Below are 20,399 nucleotides of genomic sequence, written 5' to 3'. Positions count from 1 at the left end.
AGGCTCATTTTGTTATTGGCGCATTTGTTGCTGATTTTGTTTCCGAATTTTATTAGGGACATTTTCGTCCAACAAGTATTGTCGAATCAAGGCAACGATTTGCTTATTTTGCGGTAAATCTGAATGTGCCGTATTGGCACCGGTCACTGTGATTTCCGTAAAATGCTTAACCTCATCTTGAAAAATATACTTACCAAAATTAACACTGTTATACGGGACGGTGCCGTCACTTGTGTAGTTTTCAGTACCCGCAATCGAGTAAGCAGTCAGACTATCTGGGAGCCCTTGTCGATATTGATACAGTTCCTTAAACATGCCAGTCTTCGTCGTGGTACTCGTTGATTCCATATTAAAAGGTGCCGCAATCGTCATTAGCCGATCAATGTGCACTTTTGGTGACTGCTTCAAATAACGTTCTAGAAACAATGTCCAAATCAGCCCACCATTCGAATGCCCCAACGCCCGAAAATGATTAAACTGATATGTTTTAATCAGCGCCTTAAACGCAATATTGAGCCACACGGCCTGCTTATCGATGTTGGCTTTACCATCGTGGTTATTCGCAAACGCGACAATAATGAACGGCTGATTATCATTTTGCCGAATGGACCCACTATATTTAATTTTGCCATCCGTCTGCACCGTTAACTTTAAAACACTGTGCTTTTGCGGCGTTTCTTTACCCAGTTCTGTGATCAGATCATCGAAACGATTTTGACTCGCACTCGATCCGGGAATCATAATAACAGGGGCCATCCGAGTTCGACCAGCACTTTTCAACGTTTTAATATTTGCTTTGGACCAAGTATAGGCGGGCCAACAAACCGCTATCAACAAGATCACGCCAACTAACCAACGCCACCAATTACGCCGCATCCGTGGCACCCCCTTCAACGACCCGATTTTCTAGCAAAACGAATGGCAAATAGATTACCGTCGCTACCGCTAGATTAACCAAACTGACGGCTAACGCACGCCAATCACCACCCGTACCTAACCACCCCATCAAAAAGCCCGGCATGGTTCGGCCAACGGGATAAACCACCGGCGGCATTAACTGAAGCTTCAATGCTGTCCAAGTAATCAACAAACTGGCCAACGGCGCCAACAAAAACGGCACGGCCAAGATTGGACTGAACATAATTGGCAATCCAACAAGCAATGGTTGATTAAAATTGAACAAACTCGGTAGCCAACTGGCCTTGGCAACCGTACGAAAGTCTTGGTTATGCGAGCGCCACAAAATTGCAATCACGAGCGCTAACGTCATCCCCGGTCCACCCACGTTGGCAAAACTATCAAATACCGTGTGGAGGGTAATGGGGTTGGGAGCCCCCCAAGCCGAACCGTGTTGCAAGGCGTATTCTAAGTTTTGGACGGTACTGACCGAACTATTACCACTGAAATCAATTGGCCCAATAATGCCAATCAACCAGAAGAAATTACTGAGAAAAGTAACACTGATTATCATTAATAACACAGAACCTGGATTGGCAAATGGTAGCCGGAAAACACTATAGAATAACCCATTTAGGCCATTTTTACTGATTAGACCAATGCCATAGCTAAGTACACTAAAACCACCTAGCGAAACCCCCATTGGCAACCAATTATCCTTCGCTCGACTAAGCAAATGACGGCGCGTCTCAACCAATTGGTGCGTATGCGGCTTAAAGGCTAAGTGGTTGAACAGCCAGCCCGTCACTAATCCGACTAACAGTGCCAGAAAAATACCTTGTGAGCCCAAGTTACCCATTAAAAATTGTGCGCTGTCGGTCTGATTATTTTTAGTAAAGGCGGCGTAATTGAAATTCAGCAAACAAAAGCTCAACGCCGCCGTTAACCCTGCCAATAAGTTATCCCGACGTAGGCTTCGAACCGCAAAGTTCGCCGCCGTAAATGCTGCGACAACCGCAATTAGGCCATTGACCGTCAAACTCAATAGTGTGGTATAAAGCGTCATCGTTTTAAAACCGGGCAACCAATGACTCAAATAATAAATATGATTTAAAAACCCGTTTCTTTGAAAAATAGCCTGATTAAAGATATTAATAAATGCTCCGATCAACACGAATGGAAATAGCAAAGTTAAGGTTGAACGTAACGCGTGAAAATAGCGTTGGTGATTAATCCAGTCTTCCCATTTCAACAACTGATTCGCAACTTGCTTAATCCGACTCATCCCCTCTAAACCAATGTTAGTTATAATATACCCGTTCCAACATAATTAGGCTATTAGACTTACTTTAAAGGTGCATTTAGCTTCCTAAACGTCTCGTAATCCGTTATGATTAAGGCAAATTAATGGAGGTGGTTAATCATGCCAAGTACTTATCAGCATGTGTTAGTTCCCGTGGACAGTTCAGCGGCTGCACAAACCGCGTTTAATGAAGCGGTCAATATTGCCCAGCGGCATCAGGCGAAGTTAACGGCGCTGTACGTTGTGGATGATAGTGCATATCATACCCCAGCGCTCGACCCTGTTTTGACTGAATTGCTGAATGCCGAGGGGTCACACGCAGAAGCGGCCATGGCTGACCGACGTAAATTCGTTCAGACCACCACCGTCCCCGTCTTCAAAGATGAAGTGGCGTATGGCAATCCTAAACGCTTGATTGAAGCATACGCCAAACAACATTCTGAAATAGATTTAATTGTTTTAGGGGCAACTGGCAAAGATTCTCCTCACCGGGTTGCGGTGGGTTCAACGACCAGTTATGTGGTCGACCACGCCCCATGTAATGTCATCGTCATTCGCTAATCAACTCACTTAAAATACAAAAACGACTCTGGTTAATTTAAAATGCCAGAGTCGTTTTTTAGTTGAAAAATAACGTTTTTAATTTCATCGTCGTGTTAAAATTACGCGCACTCGTTTGCTGGTAAAAGGCGGTGCCTAGCAATTTCGAATAAAATGATCGACTAAAATTAACCCGTAGTGTCGACGTCCAAAAAATAACGTTGGGCGTAATCAAGACTTGATCATAAGCCGTCAACTTCGTCGGTAACCAGGTATCATGGTCGTGCTCATAAGTGCACAATTTGAACAACGCATTATGGCGTAAAGTGGGCGCTTGGCCCCACCAACTCGGTGCTTGTGCCAGGTCTGCCATAAATTCAGTTTCGGTCAAGATTCGAAAATCAATAGGAAACTCAAAATTAGTGGTCAAAATAGTCGCAGTAAGTTGTTCAACTGCCGGCACGGTTTGGGCACTAGTAAAGAATAAATTGCCACTGTTGATATAGGAATGGACCTGCGTACAGCCCGCAGCCACAAACAACTCCCGTAAAGTCGCCATGGGTACGCGGTGATGACCACCCACGTTGACGCCACGTAATAGTAATAAATAAGTCATTAGTCGTTCTCCATTTCAATCATTATCATGTGATTGGTTACCGTCACGCTTTGGTATAACCAGTCGTCTCGTTATCATCTCAAGTCATTATATCATCGGTCGGGCCAAAAGTTAGCCGTCATTTAGGAGCCGACTTTTTCATTTGTGATAACAGGCAATAGAATTTTCTATCATTAACACAAATAGAATTTACCAATACCTGCGGAGTTTATAGATGACAACCACAGACTGTAGCTGTTTTAACTAATGACATGTTTACCCTAACCACCAGTGATATTCGCTTAAATAAATCACATGACTATCATTGCTTAGATTGTGCAAAAATATTTTACACATTAGATTTATGACAACTAATGACATCCTTATTCCCTTATTCGCATTGATAGTCATAATGGGACTCATTTAAATCCAAACGGTGTTGAAATACCACAAAATCATATGCACATCTACCATAAGATAGATGGCCTCAGAAAAGACGCCGTGGCAGTTCCACTTCCTGATGAAATTAATGATATTACAACGTTATTTATAGCCTTAGAGCAGTTTCTAATTTATACTAATACTGAACAGTACGAAGAATAATCACGTCTGTTAATTCTTCGAAAGGAGCGTTCTTGATGTCATCTATTTCAGAGTTAAGAAAAACAGTTGAAGTTTTTTATAAACAGAACATCACTCTGTCGGCAATACAAGCAGGCGTTACCAGAATCGATACGCCTTTTTTAGATAGACATAGCGATGCCATTGTCCTTTATGCTGTAACAGAGGGAAATAACCGCATAAAGCTAACCGACTATGGTTATGTCCTTGATGATTTGGAATCTGATGGTGTGTATTTAGCCAGATCCAAGAAACGACTGAGTGTACTTAAAGAACAATTGAATGCTTTTTCAGTGAAAATAAATATCGAGAATAATGAACTCTTTATCGAAACATCTATTGAGGAATATCCGATAAAACAAAATTTGTTGATACAAGCGATGCTTTTTACCAATGATATGTTTATGCTTTCAAATAAAAGAATCACTTCTTTATTTATTAATGAGGTGGCCACCTTCTTTGAATCTCATAATATCCGTGTCACCAATGGTCCAAATATTATCGGCCCATCTGGAATGATTCATCATTATGACTTCTCAATCCCCGGAATTAGAGATATACCAGAAAAATTAATTAAAACTATGAATACTTCTAGTAATGAATATTATGCAAAATCCATTACTATGGATACAATCCAAACCAAAGAAACTCGCCCTAACACTTCTTTTTATGCAATTATTAACGATGAAGAACCAATTGATAGCACCATACTAAATCTGTTTGGCTCTGAGAATATCATTGCAATTCCATTTTCAAAACGTTCAGATTATGTCAAACAATTAGCAAAATAATCGTGCGGATAAGACGTCATTATAAGCTAAATCCTACCGACAAAAAATCGCTTCACACCGGCTTAACGCGTTGGTGTGAAGCGATTTTATCATGACCCCATCCGGACTTGAACCGGAATCAACCGCTTAGGAGGCGGGTGCCCTATCCAGTTGTGCTATGGGGCCAAAATCAATCCGTAAAATATCATCTCACGGATTGAAATAATTTTCAATCGTTACTTACTAAACCGATCGCGGTTCTTCTTTCGCATACCCTTTTTCTTAGAGTGCTTATTGTGCCCCTTATGTTTCTTAGGCGTCTCAAATTCACTCGCACGAACTGAAACGGGCTGGCTTGGTGCCGCACCACGTTTCACGGTATCAGGATGACCCGCACCTTCAACACGATGGCGACCATTGGCAGCTTCAGTCACACGACTTGGGTGGTCAAAGGTCAACGCTGGTTTAACTTTATCAGGTTTCGTATCCACAATTTGATAATCCACCAAATACCCCGGTTTCACCTCATAATCCGTTGACTTCATCATTTTCTTAAAGTCTCGAATATCATGGTCATCACCTAAAGTTAAAACCAGACCTTCTGCGCCCATCCGTCCCGTACGGCCACTACGATGAATATAAGTCGTCACATCTTTAGGCAGCTGATAATTGATCACTGCTGGGAGTTCTGGCACATCTAAGCCTCGCGCGGCCAAGTCGGTCGTCAACAGTAATTCGACCTTGCCTTGACGGAATAAGCGTAGCGCTTTTTCACGTTCGACTTGTCGCTGGTTACTGGTCAATGCCACGTAACTGACATGTTGATGGCGTAACTCTAGTGAAACGTGTTGCAACTCTTGCATCTTGTTGAAAAAGACCAACGCCCGCAAATGATCCACACGACTGATCCGTTTCAATAAGTCAACCCGGTGACGGTTACCTACTTCCATCGTCCGATGCCGCACAACACCTTGGGTTTCATCAATTGCCCGCACATCGATCTTTTCAACGCTTTGCCCAAACCAACGTGGCAATTCATCTAAGATCTTTGTCTCGGTCGCAGAGAAGAAGCCCAATTGTAACGTTTCTGCAAATGTCGCATCCAAGATTTCACGAATTTGGTCTAACGTTTCATCTGTCAACAATTCATCGGCTTCGTCAATGATCATCAACTTCAAATGGCCCAATTTGAGCTTACCATCCGCAATTAAATTGGTCACTCGACCTGGTGTCCCAACCACAACTTCTGGATGTTGTTTAAGCTTTTCGGTCTGACGCTTAACATTGGCGCCACCAGTAATGGCTAAGACTTTTGCGTCAATAAGTTGCGCCCATTCACGGACAACCCCCGTCGTTTGCATGGCAAGTTCTTGTGAAGGGGCTAAAATCAAGGCTTGTGTCCCCTCACCCACGCGTAAACTTTCCAACATTGGCCAAGTAAAGGCCAGTGTTTTACCAGAACCGGTCGGCGCTAGTCCTAAGACTGACGTTCCAGCGGCCATTGGTGTGGCAACTGCCGTTTGAATCGGCGACATTTCGGTGAATCCCGCCGCGGCAAATTTTTCCTTAAATACGTCTAACATAGTTCCTCGTTTCTATTTAGTCGGCAAATTAAATTCTGCATCTTTAAAATAGATGTGACCAGATTGCCGTAAATTAAATAATAATTTATTAACATCGCGACTGAGTTGCCGCCATGCTTGATATTCAGTTTGATGACCAGCCGGATCATTGATGACTGCCGCAAAGTCACGGGCTTCCGCCAACATTGGGTTATCATCTGGTTCCACCCCAATGTTTTCTGACTCACCTTTGTCATTGTGATAGATGATACGTCCAAGTTCAGCGGCGTTATCCATTAAGAGTGCGTCGCGGCGACCATTGATTTCAGACGGCAAGAACGAATTACTCGTTTTGCCAATATTTAAAGTTACCGTATAGTCTGGGTAACGCAAAACGGCCACGCCTTTGCCATCAACTTTGGTTCGGATCAACGTTGGATAGTAAGTCGCGGCTTCGGGCATACCAAACCAACCCACAGCATCGTAAACCAAGTAAACACCCAAGTCTTGTAATGCGCCACCAGCGAAGTCTAGTGAGAAGATATTAGGTTCTTCCCCCGCTAAAACCGCATCATAACGTGACGAATATTTCATATAAGTCAACGTTGCGCCTTGAATCTGGGTCATTTTAGCCAATTGATCCTGAACACGTTTGAAGTTCACTTCATGAATTTGACGCGCGGCTTCAAACAATAAACAGTTCGGATGAGCTTGTAAACAAGCATCCAATGCTTCAAACTCAGCCTGATTAGCCACCGCTGGCTTCTCGACAATCACATGTTTCTCATGCTCTAGCGCCAGTTTAGCCTGTTCGAAGTGTAAACTATTGGGCGAAGCAATGTAGACCGCATCAAAACTTCCCTGACTAAAAAATTGTTCTAAGTCAGTAAAAGTTTCTGTCGCATGATTGTGCGCCGCGAATTCTTTAGCGCGTGCCAAATGTCGCGAATACACCGTGGTCAACTGCCACTCACCAGATTCATTAGCAGCGTCAATAAATTGTTGAGTAATCCAATTCGTCCCAATGATTCCTAATTTTAACATACTAAGACTCCTTCCAAATTCATGTAACCGGTTTAATTTACGCAGAACTAAAGTTATTGATAATTATAGTTTACCAGTTTTTTTAATTAAATATCTGCTTTCAGCAATTTTGTTGGACACATTAGGCCATCAATTATTTTACGAAATGTTACTTTCATTACCAACAAGTAACAGTGTTCTAAAAGCTTTGCTAAGAATCAGTTATTGCGTGACGTGCCCCTTTCATTAGTGGTATATTCTAAGAGTAAACTTAATGAAAGAAGGTTGATCCGGTGAAGCGACGTGGCGCCATTCTATTTGGCTTATCATTACTAGCAGGACTCTCAAGCACATTTTTCCGCAAACAGCACACTTCAAAAACTGCAACGGGTGACTTAGCAGTCTTTTATGCAGGCACTTGGACCTATCGCGACGAAGAACATCACCGGGATCATAAGCTCGAAATTGATCCAAACATGATCATCCGAATCGATGGCCGCGGGATGCCTGCAACGGTGGAATCAATTTCACCGAGTGAATTAGTGCTTCTTGATAAATATGGCTTCCACTTGGAAGTGAAAGCCAACGAACAACGGCCAGTCAGCCTATTCGACGAAGCGGACAATCGCAATTATGTGATTCTTTCGCCGAGTGCAGTTGACCAAGCCGCCGATTAAAAATTGCGACCCATTTGGTGGTCGCAATTTTTGTCTCTTTGGCCGGTTAAACCTTTAGTTCAACCCAGCGGCCACTAATTTTTGATAAGCCTCATTACCGCCATTAAAGAGTACGCCGGTAAATTCTTGGCTGGTCCCATTTTGACGATAGACTGCTCGTTGCGAATAACTCATGAATAAGACACGTGTCGGACGATGCTGCGTATTACTGGTGTCCAGCCACAATGGCGATTGCTTGATCACAGGTTTGACGATTTGCTTGGCGACGCTAGGTGTCGACCAAATGACGCAACTTCGGTCATAATGATCCGTAAGTTTCAACACCAAGGTACGCAACTGGTTTTGCGCCCTTTTCACGTCAACTGTTTTTGCCGTATAGTCGCCATAATATTGGACTTGAATGGCAATCGGCAGATTACCAATATTGTTATTGACCACCTTTTCAAAATAAGCGGCTTGAGCCTTCCCAGAACTGGAAAAACTAAACACTTGTGAAACGCCAACCCCCAAGTTTGTGCCTAAGATCCGTGAATAATTGCTAGAAAAATTATCATCCGTATAACTCGCACCTTGGGTTGATTTTAAATACACAAACTTTAAACCGTCCTGAGCCAGCGCATCAAAATCTAAATAGCCGTCATTCTGCGTGACTGCGATGCCCCGGACATCAAACCCTTTAACGACCGCGGCTTGTCGGTGATGTAGCCATTGCATCCCGCCCCAAACGAGCCCCGCAATGAGCAACAACACCAGTAGCCAGCCCAAACGATGGCGCCATTTTGCGCCCCGTGTTTTGGCATATACCGGCCGAAATTGTTGTCGTTTCGTCATACCATCCATCCCATCTTACAAAATCTAACTAAAGTTCCGTCCGCGTTTGGCTGATTGCTCGCCGGACGCGGCTTAAACTGGCGGCCATTTTATCGTTACCGTGGACCGCCGTCATTAAGAACAAACTATCAATAATACTCATCTGTGCGATCAAAGATGTTAAGCCTTCTGATCGATAATTAACTTCCTCGGCGACCGAAATAAACGCAACGGTACTAGCCTGCGCCAGAGGAGAATTGCCAAAGCTTGTCAACGCAATCACCGGCACATGTTGCGTCGCCAATGTTGCTAAAATTTGTAACGTTTGTTGGTTGCGACCAGTATGTGAAATAACGACAGCAACATCTTTCGCAGTCATTTGAGCCGCCTGCATGAGTTGCATATCATAATCACTATTGTGCGCACAAGGAATGCCGGTCCGCACAAATTTATGATAACCATCTAAGGCGGCGACCGCTGAACCACCTAGCCCGTAAAAGCCGATGCTCCGCGCGGTTGTCAACAATTTGACTGCTTGCGCCAAATCTGTCTCGGTCATCACCTGACTGGTCTGGTCAAGCGAACTACGGATACTGTTAAAGGTCGAGTTCGCAATTCCCTTCAACGTAGTTTGTTTTTCAACATCACGAAAGGCCTCGGCGTTGGTTCGTTCTAATGGTTCCGCCGCAGTCAGTTCGCGAGAAAAATCGCGAAAATTATTAAAACTGATTCGTTTGACGAACCGCGAGATAGTGGCTGTGGAAACCCCCACTGCCGCGGCTAAGTCTGAAATTGATAGGGCTGCCGTCTTCACGGGGTCCTGAACGATGTAATCCGCAATTTTGCGATCCGTGTGACTCAAGTTCGGGTAATACGACCGGATCAAGGTCAAAACGCGATTACGATGTGTGGCTTTTGCAGACACGCTGCCCACCTCCATGACCAAATTTTACCACAATTTAACAAATCGTCGGACATTTCTCGTTGCGACCGCTACCAAAGTTGACTAAACTAGGAGTAATCACTCAGTGAAAGGACACAATTATGGCAGAAATTATTGGCGTCGACATTGGCACTACCAGTACCAAAGTCATTTTATATAATCAAGCTGGCAAAATCATCGCCAGTGAAAATCACGGTTACCCGCTGTATCAAACGGTCCCTGGCATGGCAGAAGAAAGTCCCACGGCAATTTATGACGCCGTCGTGGCAGGCATTACGGCCGTAGCGGCTAAAGCAACCCAGCCAGTCGCTGGCCTGAGCTTTTCCGCCGCCATGCATAGCTTGATCTTACTTGATGACCAATTCGTCCCACTCACCCGCATGTATACTTGGGCGGACAACCGCGCTGCGGCGGCCGCGGCACAATTACGTGCGCTACCGAACGCCCACGAGTTATACCGCCATACCGGAACCCCGCTACATCCAATGACGCCACTCTCAAAACTAGTCTGGCTGGCACAAACACAACCGACTTTGCATCAACAAGCCCGTTGGTTCGTGGATATCAAAGCCTATATTTTACATCGGCTTTGCGGCCAACTCGTGACCGATTATTCGTTGGCAAACGCGACTGGGCTATTTAATCTGCAAACCTTTGACTGGGATGCCCAAGCTTTGAAACTGGCACAAGTTCAAGCCACGCAACTGCCACAACTGGTTGATACCACGACACAATTGACTGGTTTTGACCCACAACTGGCTGCCACGTTACATTTATCACCCGCCACGCCCCTTATTGTGGGCGCCAGTGATGGCTGTCTGGCAAATTTAGGCGTTAATGCGATTGATCCTGGGATTGCCGCCGTGACAATTGGGACTTCCGGAGCGGTGCGAGTCGTCACCGATACTCCCAAACTCGATCCAGAAGGTCGGCTATTTTGTTATTATTTAGCCCCACATCGTTGGGTCGTAGGTGGTCCCGTCAATAATGGTGGTAACGTCCTTCATTGGGTTCAAGAAACGCTGTTTGCCGCAGAAACTGCCGCAAACGCAACCACCGGTCAAAGTACTTACGACCTGATCACCAGTCTAGCAGCTAAGGTGCCTGCCGGAAGCCATGGTCTCTTGATGCATCCGTATCTCAATGGCGAACGAGCGCCACTTTGGGATGCAAATGCGCGCGGCGCTTACTTCGGCTTAACCGCTCGCCACACGCGTGCTGAGATGGCGCGGGCCGCCATGGAAGGCATCATTTTCAACCTCGCACACGTGGCAAAGATGGTCCAAGCCTTAACCGGACCATTCACCAACTTACAAGCAACCGGTGGCTTCGCTCGCTCGACGACCTGGCGGCAAATCCTAGCAGATATTTTTGATACTACCGTCACCGTCCCTGCTAGTACCGAGGGGTCAAGTCTAGGTGCCGCTGTTTTAGGCTTTGAGAGTCTCGGCCTAATCACGAACTTGGCTGAAGTTCATCACTTGGTGGGTAACACCACCTCGCAAGTGCCAAACCCAACCAACGTTCAGACCTATCAGGCCCTCTTCCCCATCTACGAACAACTCGCGGAGGCATATCAACCGATTTTTAAAGAACTCGCTAAATTCAAATAACCCCCAGTACATGGGATTGATGACCGTAAAAAAGCAATTGGCCCTGACTCATTAATGTGAAGTCAGGACCAATTGCTTTTTTGAGTGCTCATAGTTGTTAATAGGCCGTTGTTTGCCGCTCCGGTTGGGCTGGACTAAATCAGAGTAGACCAGTCCATAAATTGTTTCGAGACACTAAACTGGAGGAATTTACCAAAGTTAGTGTTTGACTAACTTTTAAGCTGTAAAATTTTGGCCGCAAGACGGAGACGAAATTCTTAATAGGTTCGTTAGTTAGCACCCACCAGTGATTTAGTTGGCGTCTTCTTTTTGCTATCTAAAATGTATTCCTGAATCAAGCTAACAATCTGTTCATTCTGTGGGAGATCCGAGTGTTGCGCGTTATCACCGGTCACCGTCACTTCGGTATAGTGCTTGACACGTCCTTGATACACATACTTGCCGGCTTCCACACTGCGCGCAGGCACTAGCCCATCCGAATCATAATTTTCCGTCCCCGCCACAGAGAAGACGGCTAATTGCTTCGGAAGTTGATCACGGTATTTGATAAAGTCCGCTAACATTTGTGTCTTGTGACTGAGGTTGGGTTCCGAAAAGTTATATGGCGACCCAATCGTCATCAATTTTTTCACAGTAATATCATCCCGTGTAAAATAATGCTCAAAGAAATACGTATAGATCAGACCACCGTTGGAATGACCAATCGCCTTAAAATTATTAAACTGATAGCGACGCGCAAGCTGTTTAAAGGCAATAGAAAACCAACGCGCTTGTTTTTGAATATTACTATAACCATCTTTATTATTTTCAAAACCAACCACAATAAATGGCTCGTTATCACGTGGTCGCAATGTGCCAGTTGATTTGACCGTTCCATCCGTTTTAACCGTCAATTTGATTAAACTATGTCGCTGTTTATCTGCCTTATTCAACTGAGTCACTAGTCGATCAAAACGGTTTTGTGTCGCACTACTCCCCGGAATCAAAATGACCGGTGACAGCCGCGAATCATGCCGCCCCGCCATTGATTTAACGTTGGCTTGGGTCCATTGATACGCCGGCCAGATCAGTGCCGCAATGAAAAGTGCAACCAACAGTAAGACCCGCAGACTATTTCGGCGTCGACGTTGAAAAAGATTAATTTTCATTGCTCGTCATCTCCGTTCGCAGACTTTCCTCATGCGCGGCATGTAGCGTGGCTTCCGCTAAGCGCATAAACGGCAAATAGATCAACACGGAAATCACCAAATCCACGCCACCAAGCAATAACGCAACTAGGTTACCATTCGTCCCAATAAACGCGATCAGTGGTCCCGGCGTCCCTAGTGGAACCGGATAGACCATCGGCGGTAACCATTGTAGCCAAATGGCGATCGCACCGATGGCCATATTGACCAGCGGCGCAACGATAAATGGGATCAAATAGATCGGATTGTAGAGCACTGGCAACCCTGTCATCATTGGACCATTGCTATTAAACAGCGCCGGCACCAAGCTCCAGCGTGCAACCACATGATAATTATGATTATGACTACTGATCACAATCGCAATAATAAGTGCCAGCAACATCCCTGTACCACCGAATGTCCCGAAAGCATCGTATAAAGTGTGCGCGGTATACCGATAGGGCACGTGCATTGCCGAGTGATGGCTGAGCGCATAATTGAGATTGGTCGTCATTGTTGGGGTATTGGCAAGGAGCCGCTGTTGAAACGGCCCAGCAAAGCCGAAAATTTCCATCAATAGCGTTAACGCCGCCATCCCAAAAGTCATTAACCCACTATGACTGGTCGTCGCGATTTTCTGGAGTTGATCCAAAGTCTGTTCTGAATAATCAAATAACATGAACCAATTCAAAGCTAAGCCCACACCCACCGCCAATAAGAATCCTAACGTCATTGGTAACAAAGACGCAAAAGTCCGATCAAGGATCTGAGAAGTATGCGATTCTTGCGGTTCATCGGCTGGTCGACCAAACCAACGGAATAACAGCCCAATCACCATCCCGACTAGAATGGCACTGGTCAGGCCATTAGTTCCCAGTAAAATGTCGTTAAACATATCCGGAGACTGATCAGAATATTGATAGGCAATCAGTAACAACGCAATTGCCCCGCTCAATCCTGCCAACTGGTCATCACGATGATGTAATTTTGCATAGTATTTGGCGGCCCCAAACGCCGCCACAATCGCAACACTATCCAAAGTTAAACTGGTTAGACTATCAAAAGGATAATGTAGATATTTATAATAAGGCACCCAAGTGGAGAGATGAAAGATGCTTGCCAAAAAACCAGTCTTCGTTAACAAGGTGACCTGAATAATTTGACTGAAACTCCCAATCAACACAAAAGGAAAAGTCAGCATCACGGTGCGTTGGATCACCCGATAGAAATCAGTCTGGCGCACCCGCAAAACGGTCGGTACCAGCCGTTTAATAATTTGTTGTTCACTAATCCCCATCGTGAAATCCCCGCTCTCTGTTTACTCGTTGCTTTGATTATAGCCCGTTTATTTACAAACTGAAAAGAAAAGTTTACGTGAACTTTCAGAAAGATCAGGCTAATTCATTACTCGCGTTGATCTAAAAGGGCTATCGGGACTTTGGTCATCATAAAAAACAGGCACTGACCGGTAGTTTCACCAAATCAGTCCCTGTTCATTAATTTTATGCCTAAATGTTAATCTTAATACAAATGAATTGATCCAGAAGTCGTGCGGCCTTGCACTTTATATTTTGGTGCTGCGCCAACTTGACCCGTTTGATAGCCATCCGCAAGGTGTTCTGGTTGCGCGTTCGCTGGTGCAATCACTCGACCACTATGGGCTTCCAATTCATAGTGGTAGCTCGCATCCGCCGGTAGTTCAAATTTAATTGTCCCACTTTTAGCGTTCAAATTAAGATTGCCTGTCAGTTGATCAAACGCCAACTTCATCGATCCCGATCTAGCAGTCCAACTCCCACTACCAATAAGTTGCGTTCCTTGAATACTACCGCTAGTCACATTGACGGTATACTGTCCGGCTTGTACCGCCGTCATCTTGAGCCGTCCACTCTTGACCAACATGCCTAATTGTTCAGCAACCTGAACATGGTTCATAGCTAAGCTTCCTGAAACCACATCCGCGCTGAAGGCTTGCGCAACCACTGTATCAACTTTACAACTACCACTCGTTACCCGTAAATTAACGCGCTTCAATTGCGGTAAGCCAGCCATCAAGACCGACCCTGAATGACTAGCCAATTTTAAGTCACCGGTAAATTTAACTGGTATCAGGATTTGGACATGGACCCGCAATGGAATCAGGAAAGGCACTTTGCCTTGTTCGATCGTCAACGCAGACCCAGTTTGTGTCGTCACCGCATTATAGGCGGCATTGTTATGGTTCATGTACTCGCGAACGATAATTTCATCTTCGCCACCAACCGTTGGTAAGACTTTGACCCGTGCTGAACGGTAAGCGATTGATAAGTCCTTAATCGTTGCTAACTCAAAGCGTTGTTCGTTGACCAAGCTCAAACTATCATGATATTCACCCGCGAGATTTACTGGTGGGACCGGTTCACCAAAGTCTGGCCGAAAATCTGGTTGGGTCTGACGATTGATGCCGTCACTGTTGATGACGATATTGCCAAGTTTTAGTCCATCACTATCCGCCTTAATGGCGCCATTATTAATAGATACGCCGTCAGCGTCCGCGCTAAAAGATCGGCCGCCATTCAAATAAATACCATCAGCGTTGATTTTCAACGTTTCACCATCATTAATTTCAATACCATCATCATCCATCACCACATGATGCGCATGTAGATTTTGATTGTTGCCGTTTTCGGCATTAATTTGCTGAATCAAAGCGTTAATGTCACCAAAATCACTGAAAGCTTCTGCCACCGCGGCTTCAGGATCACGCCCATTAGCCGCTTTATCGTTCGCTGCTTCATTTAAATCTGTCGCCAATTCCGTTTTTAACTCCGTCAAAGCTGGCGTCATCGTTTGGGTTTTGAAATAAGTATTTAAGCGCATCACAACTAATTGTTCAATCTTTTCTGTCATCTGCGTCAATCCTTCCTAAAATCAAATCATCAATAACTTTCTTAGCAAAATGCCATTCTTCAATATTGTGAGCTAACGTCTGCCGACCTTGCGCAGAAATTTGATAATACTTTCGTCGGCCACCTTGGGTCTCACTTCCCCAATAACTGGTGATCTCGCCGTTTTTTTCCAGCCGACGAAAAACCGTGTAGAGTGTCGCTTCATTAATATCATAAGCGCCATGACTCAACCGCTTGATTGTCTTCGCAATGGCATAACCATAACTGTCACCCTGAGCCAAAATATTCAGTACGATCGTTGTGGTATGACCACGGATCGTTTCTTTCGAAATCTCCGGTTGCATGCTGACCTTCCTTTCAAACAAACTATTATGTGTCACACAGTAATTTCAATAAATATAATTTACCACCAATTACTGTGTGTGTCAAAGTAATTGGTTCAAAAAAACACTAACTCGTCAAAGTTAGTGTTTTGCGTTTTATAGATTATTGCACATTTTCCTGATCAATCGCCAGTTGCATGACTTGTGTGAACCGGGTATCCAGTTCTGCGGGCGACAACGTGAAAAAGCCACCTAGTTCTTGGATGATAAAACCAAACAACGTTGAACGATACAAGGTATTTTCAACCCGTGAGCTATCGTCCAATTGAAGTGGTCTAAACATATCTTGATAGAGTTTTATTAAGGCCTTTTGTGTCTTGGGACTCTTCACCGAATCCGTTAGGCTCAATAATAATGGCGCTAAACCAACGTGCCGTTTGCAAGCATCACGGAATTCTTGCGCAAAAACCATCAGCTTTTCTTCTTTACTTGCATTATTCAATTGCTCAGTCAATCGATCCGTAACGCCTTGGACGAATTGCAGCCCGACCTGATCCAGTAAATCGCTTAAACTATCAACATAATTATAAATAGATTGTGGGCGCACATCTAACGCCACCGCTAAATCGCGAATCGTTAGACCATTCAATCCATTTGCTTCAATTAGTTGGTTGGCCGTAGCCAACACTTTTGCTTGGGTTAGTGTTCTTCTTTTAACCATGTTATTTCCCCACCCTCGTGATTCATATGTGTCTTATTATAACCCATTTTATTAAGTTAGTTATGTAAACGCCACCCATCAGTTTATTTTTTTTAAGAAATAGCTTATAATGGCTCTAAACTGATTTAAACAGTTTAAAATTACTATTAAATGAGGCTAAAAAAATAATGGATACGAATGGTAAACGTTATAGTCAACTCTGGCTAACGCTCACATTAGTTTTAGGGACTTTTTGTACTGCACTAACCACTAACATGCTCGTAACGGCTTATCCGACGATGATGTCGCGCTTCTCAATCTCAAGTGCGACCGTCCAATGGCTGACGACCGGCTCGTTGCTCGTCATGGGGATCATGATCCCGGTCAGTGCCTGGTTATTGAACAATTTCAGCTTACGGTTGATCTACACGGCCGCTTTGAGTTGTTTTTTGATTGGCTTGATTATTAGTTACACCGCTAGTAATTTTCAATTAATTCTTTTAGGTCGACTCGTGCAAGCGGTCGGTATTGGGGTGACTTTTCCCACGATTCAAACCGTCTTACTAGTCATCTATCCGCCGGAAAAACGTGGCGCAATGATGGGCCTCGGTGGTATTGTCATCGGTTTAGCCCCAGCCTTAGGACCGACTGTTTCTGGCTGGATCTTAGACAATGCAAGTTGGCGTGATTTATTTGGCATGATGATTCCGCCAGTTTTAATCGTGCTAGTCTTGGCCTGCTACACCGTCCGCCCCGTCATTCCGCTGAAAAAATCTCCGATTGATGGCTGGGCGATTGCTTGGTCAACGATTGGTTTCGGTAGTTTATTATACGGTTTTTCTTCGGTTGGTAATGACGGCTGGACATCTAAAACAGTCATCATTAGCATTCTGCTCGGTCTCATTTTCATAGCTGCTTTTGTTCGGCGGGAGTGGCCACAAGCGCAGCCACTGTTAAATCTTCGTTTACTCAAAATTCCATCATTTACCATTGCATCGATGATCACGGCGCTCGCAAATACCGCCATGATTGGGATTCAAGTGGTCTTACCGATGTATTTGCAAAATGTCCGAGGATTATCGCCTCTAGAATCTGGGTTAATGATCTTACCAGGAGCGCTACTTTATGGCGTCATCAGCCTAATTAGTGGTCGCGCCTATGACCATATTGGTGGCCGCCGACTGGCATTGATGGGGACGTTCCTACTCACCCTTGGGACATTGCCATTTGCGATGCTCACGCAACACACACCTTACACTTACATTATCATGGAATATGTCGTGTTAATGAGTGGTGTCGCCTTAGTTGCCATGCCATTAACGGCGGCAAGTTCGGTTGATCTACGAGGAATTCAGCTCAGCCATGGGACGGCGATTAACAGTACGATGCGCCAGATCATGACTTCAATGGGGACCGCCATTTTAGGCAGTGTGCTCGCAAATGTCACGGCCAATGCCAAACCGGTCAAAGCCCTCCTCACTAGTGCCCCCTTGGCTTATCGCGATCAGAGTTATGCCGCAGCGATGCAAGGTTTCCATGCCGCTTTCTTAGTTGCTACGGCAATGGGTATGCTCGGCATGATTTTCGCCCTACTGGTTAAACGCACTCCGAAAGCTGGTGACATTCAATGATTCTGATTATTTTAAGTCTGGGGTTAATTGGTTTTATTGTCGGTTATTTGGCTTTCAAAAAAGGTTGGCAGCGACATGTTGTTGGCGATCTCGGCTTGATCTTATTGGTCGGGGCCGCCATTCTAATGATCGGTAACGATACCCAACATTGGGGCATGCGTCAAACAACGACGACACAAAGGACCACTTTAAAATCAGCTGTTTCTAATCAATACGTCAACTTATTGTTATTTGAACCAGTTAAGCAGTCCAACACCGAAAAAATTTACGTTTATCGGACTACGACAACCAACAAACGGCAACATACCGCGATTAATTTAAAAACGACTAATCACGTTAAAACGGCTAACGTGAAGTCGGCCACCTTGATCACTAAAACAACGCGCTGGACTTATGAGACTCACTTTTGGCGCTGGCTTTACGAGGATACCGGGGTACACACCACTTTAATTAAACGTCAAAATACCTTTGTCTTGCCGAAAACTTGGGCGACATTAAGCGTCAGCCAAGCCAAATGGCTCGAAAAACAAGCGAAGACTGCTGAAACCCAAGCTTCCGTAGCGGTCAAAGCAGCCGTCACTGCCAAAGTCCAAGCCGCACGCACCGCTGATCCAACCTTATCAACGAAACAACTTGCCGCATTGACTAAAAAAGTTGAACAAGCGGCAACCGCTGCAGCCAAGCAACAGGAACCCGTTCGACTGGCACAATTGATCAAAGCCGCTCAGTCGCGGTCCATTCATTAAATATTAAAAGACATCAATCCCAATTTAGGGCTTGATGTCTTTTTTAGGCCAAATGAGTCAACCGGCCACTATCTACACTAAAAAAGGCAGCCCCAAAATCAAAAATTGATTTGGGACTGCTTTAAAAATTTATCTAGTCTTTTTCTAACACCGTAACACTTTCAATATGTGGTGTTTGTGGGAATTGATCGACTGGTTGGATTGGTGCGGCAATATGATAGCCCCGTTCACCGAAACGTTGGACATCTCGAACTAAAGTTGATGGGTTACAACTAATGTAAACCACGCGTTTTGGTCCCATTTGAGCAGCACTTTCAATAAAGGCTTCATCCAGCCCTTTACGTGGTGGGTCAACGACAACCACATCAGGTTTAATACCGTCTTCTGCCCATTTAGCCATTGCCTTTTCAGCACTATCTAATACGAACTTCGCATTAGTAATACCGTTCTTGTCAGCGTTTTGACGCGCGTTATCAATCGCGGCAGGCACGATATCCACACCGTAAACTTGCTTAGCATGTTGCGCCATGGTCAAAGAAATCGTCCCAATCCCAGAGTACGCATCAATCACCGTTTCATTACCAGTCAAGCCGGCTTGATCAATTGCTAATTGATACAACTTTTCAGTTTGTTGTGGATTAATTTGATAGAATGATGGCGCTGAAATCGCAAAGGTCAAGCCTAACAATTGGTCATTGATAGTTGACTTACCAGCTAACACGTTGTTAACTGGGCCTAAGATGACGTTAGTCCGCTTTTGGTTAACGTTCTGGATAACTGAGACGACTTCTGGTAAAGCGGCTTGAATCTCTTGTACGACGACATCCGCCATTGGCAAATGTTTCGTCCGCGTCACAATCACGATCATCATTTCATGGCTATAGTAACCGCGACGAACCATAATCGTCCGAATCGTCCCGCTATGATGAAATTCATCAAAAGCCGTTTCATGATATTTACGTAAAATATCACGTACGACCACGATCGCATGATCGATTGCTGGATCTTGAATATAGTAATCTTCAATCGGCATTAATTGATGGCTGTTTTTCTTGAAGAAACCAGTCGTTAGCTTACCTTGGACTTGACGCACTGGGACTTGGGCCTTGTTCCGATATTGCGTCGGATTAGCCATCCCAATCGTTGGTAACACTTCAACATCATCCATGTGAATCTTCGCAAACAATTCTGCAATTTGATGTTGCTTGAACTTTAATTGTTCAGAATATTCCAAGTGTTGTAATGGTGCAATCCCGGTTTGACGGTAAACACGCCCTTTAGGATTAACGCGATGTGGGCTCACTTGTTGGATCTTCTCAACGTCACCAAACGCAAAATTCTTAGTCGTCTTCGTGACTTTGACAGAGATCTTTTCTTCAGGTAAGGCATTTTCAATGAAGATTGGGTAGTTATCGACCTTAGCCACACCCATGCCTTGATAAGTTAAGTCCATGATGGTGACATCTAAGACTTCGCCTTTATAAACTGGTAAATCAACTTTCATGTATTCGTTTCCTCTTTTTACTTTCTTTGGTTACGCGAACTGTGTTTGATTTTTTGAAACGTGCTTTTGATGGGCAGCGGGCTCCGC

The 20,399-nt window shown here is 44.6% G+C and carries 20 protein-coding genes and 1 tRNA gene; 7 read left to right on the top strand and 14 right to left on the bottom strand.

Translation table 11 applies throughout. The features are described 5' to 3' along the window. Window positions 1–12: 12 nt before the first annotated feature. The gene (locus RA086_RS04695; protein WP_308702728.1) at window positions 13–876 is read right to left on the bottom strand and encodes an alpha/beta hydrolase; all 864 of its coding nucleotides are present in this window, start codon (window positions 874–876) and stop codon (window positions 13–15) included. Next, window positions 866–2,182 carry a PTS transporter subunit EIIC gene (locus tag RA086_RS04690; protein ID WP_308702727.1) on the bottom strand — a complete coding sequence of 439 codons (1,317 nt, stop codon included), beginning with the start codon at window positions 2,180–2,182 and terminating at the stop codon, window positions 866–868. The genes RA086_RS04695 and RA086_RS04690 overlap by 11 nt, the downstream gene beginning before the upstream one ends. Before the next feature lie 138 nt (window positions 2,183–2,320). Between RA086_RS04690 and RA086_RS04685 the strand changes: the two genes are divergently transcribed. After that, on the top strand, window positions 2,321–2,761 hold the full coding sequence (locus RA086_RS04685; RefSeq protein WP_308702726.1) for a universal stress protein: 441 nt from the start codon (window positions 2,321–2,323) through the stop codon (window positions 2,759–2,761). Between the two features lie 58 nt (window positions 2,762–2,819). Here the strand turns inward: RA086_RS04685 and RA086_RS04680 are convergent, their stop codons facing one another. Continuing rightward, entirely contained in the window at window positions 2,820–3,356 is a 537-nt protein-coding gene (locus RA086_RS04680) for a DUF1697 domain-containing protein (protein WP_308702725.1), read from the bottom strand. 372 nt (window positions 3,357–3,728) lie between these two features. Here RA086_RS04680 and RA086_RS15945 point away from each other — a divergent pair, with 372 nt between their 5' ends. Continuing rightward, on the top strand, window positions 3,729–3,938 hold the full coding sequence (locus RA086_RS15945; protein ID WP_407659083.1) for a DUF6978 family protein: 210 nt from the start codon (window positions 3,729–3,731) through the stop codon (window positions 3,936–3,938). Window positions 3,939–3,973: 35 nt separating this feature from the next. Continuing rightward, window positions 3,974–4,747: a DUF1828 domain-containing protein gene (locus RA086_RS04675; protein ID WP_308702724.1), complete on the top strand. Its 774-nt coding sequence runs from the start codon at window positions 3,974–3,976 to the stop codon at window positions 4,745–4,747. A gap of 92 nt (window positions 4,748–4,839) precedes the next feature. Here RA086_RS04675 and RA086_RS04670 read toward each other — a convergent pair. The 3 genes from RA086_RS04670 to RA086_RS04660 form a co-directional block, all read right to left on the bottom strand. Continuing rightward, a tRNA-Arg gene (locus RA086_RS04670) sits at window positions 4,840–4,912 on the bottom strand. A gap of 50 nt (window positions 4,913–4,962) precedes the next feature. Next, window positions 4,963–6,309, bottom strand: a complete 1,347-nt coding sequence (locus RA086_RS04665) for a DEAD/DEAH box helicase (RefSeq protein WP_308702723.1) — start codon at window positions 6,307–6,309, stop codon at window positions 4,963–4,965. Between the two features lie 12 nt (window positions 6,310–6,321). Further along, window positions 6,322–7,332 (bottom strand): Gfo/Idh/MocA family protein, encoded by a 1,011-nt coding sequence (locus RA086_RS04660; protein WP_308702722.1) that lies wholly within the window; start codon window positions 7,330–7,332, stop codon window positions 6,322–6,324. A 272-nt stretch (window positions 7,333–7,604) separates the two neighbouring features. Here RA086_RS04660 and RA086_RS04655 point away from each other — a divergent pair, with 272 nt between their 5' ends. Then, window positions 7,605–7,988, top strand: coding sequence for a DUF4828 domain-containing protein (locus RA086_RS04655; RefSeq protein ID WP_308702721.1), 384 nt, complete (start codon window positions 7,605–7,607; stop codon window positions 7,986–7,988). A gap of 54 nt (window positions 7,989–8,042) precedes the next feature. On the opposite strand, the gene RA086_RS04650 is transcribed toward RA086_RS04655, so the two are convergent. Together RA086_RS04650 and RA086_RS04645 are read right to left on the bottom strand one after the other, a co-directional pair. Then, the gene (locus RA086_RS04650; protein ID WP_308702720.1) at window positions 8,043–8,819 is read right to left on the bottom strand and encodes a GH25 family lysozyme; all 777 of its coding nucleotides are present in this window, start codon (window positions 8,817–8,819) and stop codon (window positions 8,043–8,045) included. A gap of 28 nt (window positions 8,820–8,847) precedes the next feature. Further along, complete coding sequence (locus RA086_RS04645) at window positions 8,848–9,738, bottom strand: MurR/RpiR family transcriptional regulator (RefSeq protein ID WP_308702719.1); 891 nt, start codon at window positions 9,736–9,738, stop codon at window positions 8,848–8,850. Between the two features lie 104 nt (window positions 9,739–9,842). On the opposite strand from RA086_RS04645, the gene RA086_RS04640 reads away from it, so the two are divergent. Beyond that, window positions 9,843–11,354: a gluconokinase gene (locus RA086_RS04640; RefSeq protein WP_308702718.1), complete on the top strand. Its 1,512-nt coding sequence runs from the start codon at window positions 9,843–9,845 to the stop codon at window positions 11,352–11,354. Window positions 11,355–11,623: 269 nt separating this feature from the next. Here the strand turns inward: RA086_RS04640 and RA086_RS04635 are convergent, their stop codons facing one another. The 5 genes from RA086_RS04635 to RA086_RS04615 all read right to left on the bottom strand — a co-directional run bounded on the left by RA086_RS04635 (window position 11,624) and on the right by RA086_RS04615 (window position 16,452). Further along, complete coding sequence (locus RA086_RS04635) at window positions 11,624–12,502, bottom strand: alpha/beta hydrolase (protein WP_308702717.1); 879 nt, start codon at window positions 12,500–12,502, stop codon at window positions 11,624–11,626. Beyond that, window positions 12,492–13,817: a PTS transporter subunit EIIC gene (locus tag RA086_RS04630; RefSeq protein WP_308702716.1), complete on the bottom strand. Its 1,326-nt coding sequence runs from the start codon at window positions 13,815–13,817 to the stop codon at window positions 12,492–12,494. The genes RA086_RS04635 and RA086_RS04630 overlap by 11 nt, the downstream gene beginning before the upstream one ends. Window positions 13,818–14,041: 224 nt before the next feature. Further along, window positions 14,042–15,409 carry a DUF4097 family beta strand repeat-containing protein gene (locus RA086_RS04625; RefSeq protein WP_308702715.1) on the bottom strand — a complete coding sequence of 456 codons (1,368 nt, stop codon included), beginning with the start codon at window positions 15,407–15,409 and terminating at the stop codon, window positions 14,042–14,044. Beyond that, a complete protein-coding gene (locus RA086_RS04620) occupies window positions 15,393–15,752 on the bottom strand; it encodes a PadR family transcriptional regulator (RefSeq protein ID WP_308702714.1) in 360 nt (119 codons plus the stop codon). Before RA086_RS04620 ends, RA086_RS04625 begins: the two co-directional genes overlap by 17 nt. Window positions 15,753–15,894: 142 nt before the next feature. Continuing rightward, window positions 15,895–16,452, bottom strand: coding sequence for a TetR/AcrR family transcriptional regulator (locus tag RA086_RS04615; RefSeq protein WP_308702713.1), 558 nt, complete (start codon window positions 16,450–16,452; stop codon window positions 15,895–15,897). A 167-nt stretch (window positions 16,453–16,619) separates the two neighbouring features. Between RA086_RS04615 and RA086_RS04610 the strand changes: the two genes are divergently transcribed. After that, on the top strand, window positions 16,620–18,062 hold the full coding sequence (locus RA086_RS04610) for an MDR family MFS transporter (RefSeq protein WP_308702712.1): 1,443 nt from the start codon (window positions 16,620–16,622) through the stop codon (window positions 18,060–18,062). Then, window positions 18,059–18,808 (top strand): DUF4811 domain-containing protein, encoded by a 750-nt coding sequence (locus RA086_RS04605; protein ID WP_308702711.1) that lies wholly within the window; start codon window positions 18,059–18,061, stop codon window positions 18,806–18,808. Before RA086_RS04610 ends, RA086_RS04605 begins: the two co-directional genes overlap by 4 nt. 133 nt (window positions 18,809–18,941) lie before the next feature. Here the strand turns inward: RA086_RS04605 and rlmD are convergent, their stop codons facing one another. Next, window positions 18,942–20,312 carry a 23S rRNA (uracil(1939)-C(5))-methyltransferase RlmD gene (gene rlmD, locus RA086_RS04600; protein WP_308702710.1) on the bottom strand — a complete coding sequence of 457 codons (1,371 nt, stop codon included), beginning with the start codon at window positions 20,310–20,312 and terminating at the stop codon, window positions 18,942–18,944. Window positions 20,313–20,399: the final 87 nt, after the last annotated feature.

Origin of the sequence: Lactiplantibacillus brownii (assembly GCF_031085375.1) — a bacterium.
In the GTDB taxonomy this organism is placed as follows: Bacteria; Bacillota; Bacilli; order Lactobacillales; family Lactobacillaceae; genus Lactiplantibacillus; species Lactiplantibacillus brownii.
The sequence above is the reverse complement of the archived record's forward strand: the minus strand, read 5'-3'. Positions and strand labels throughout refer to the sequence as shown.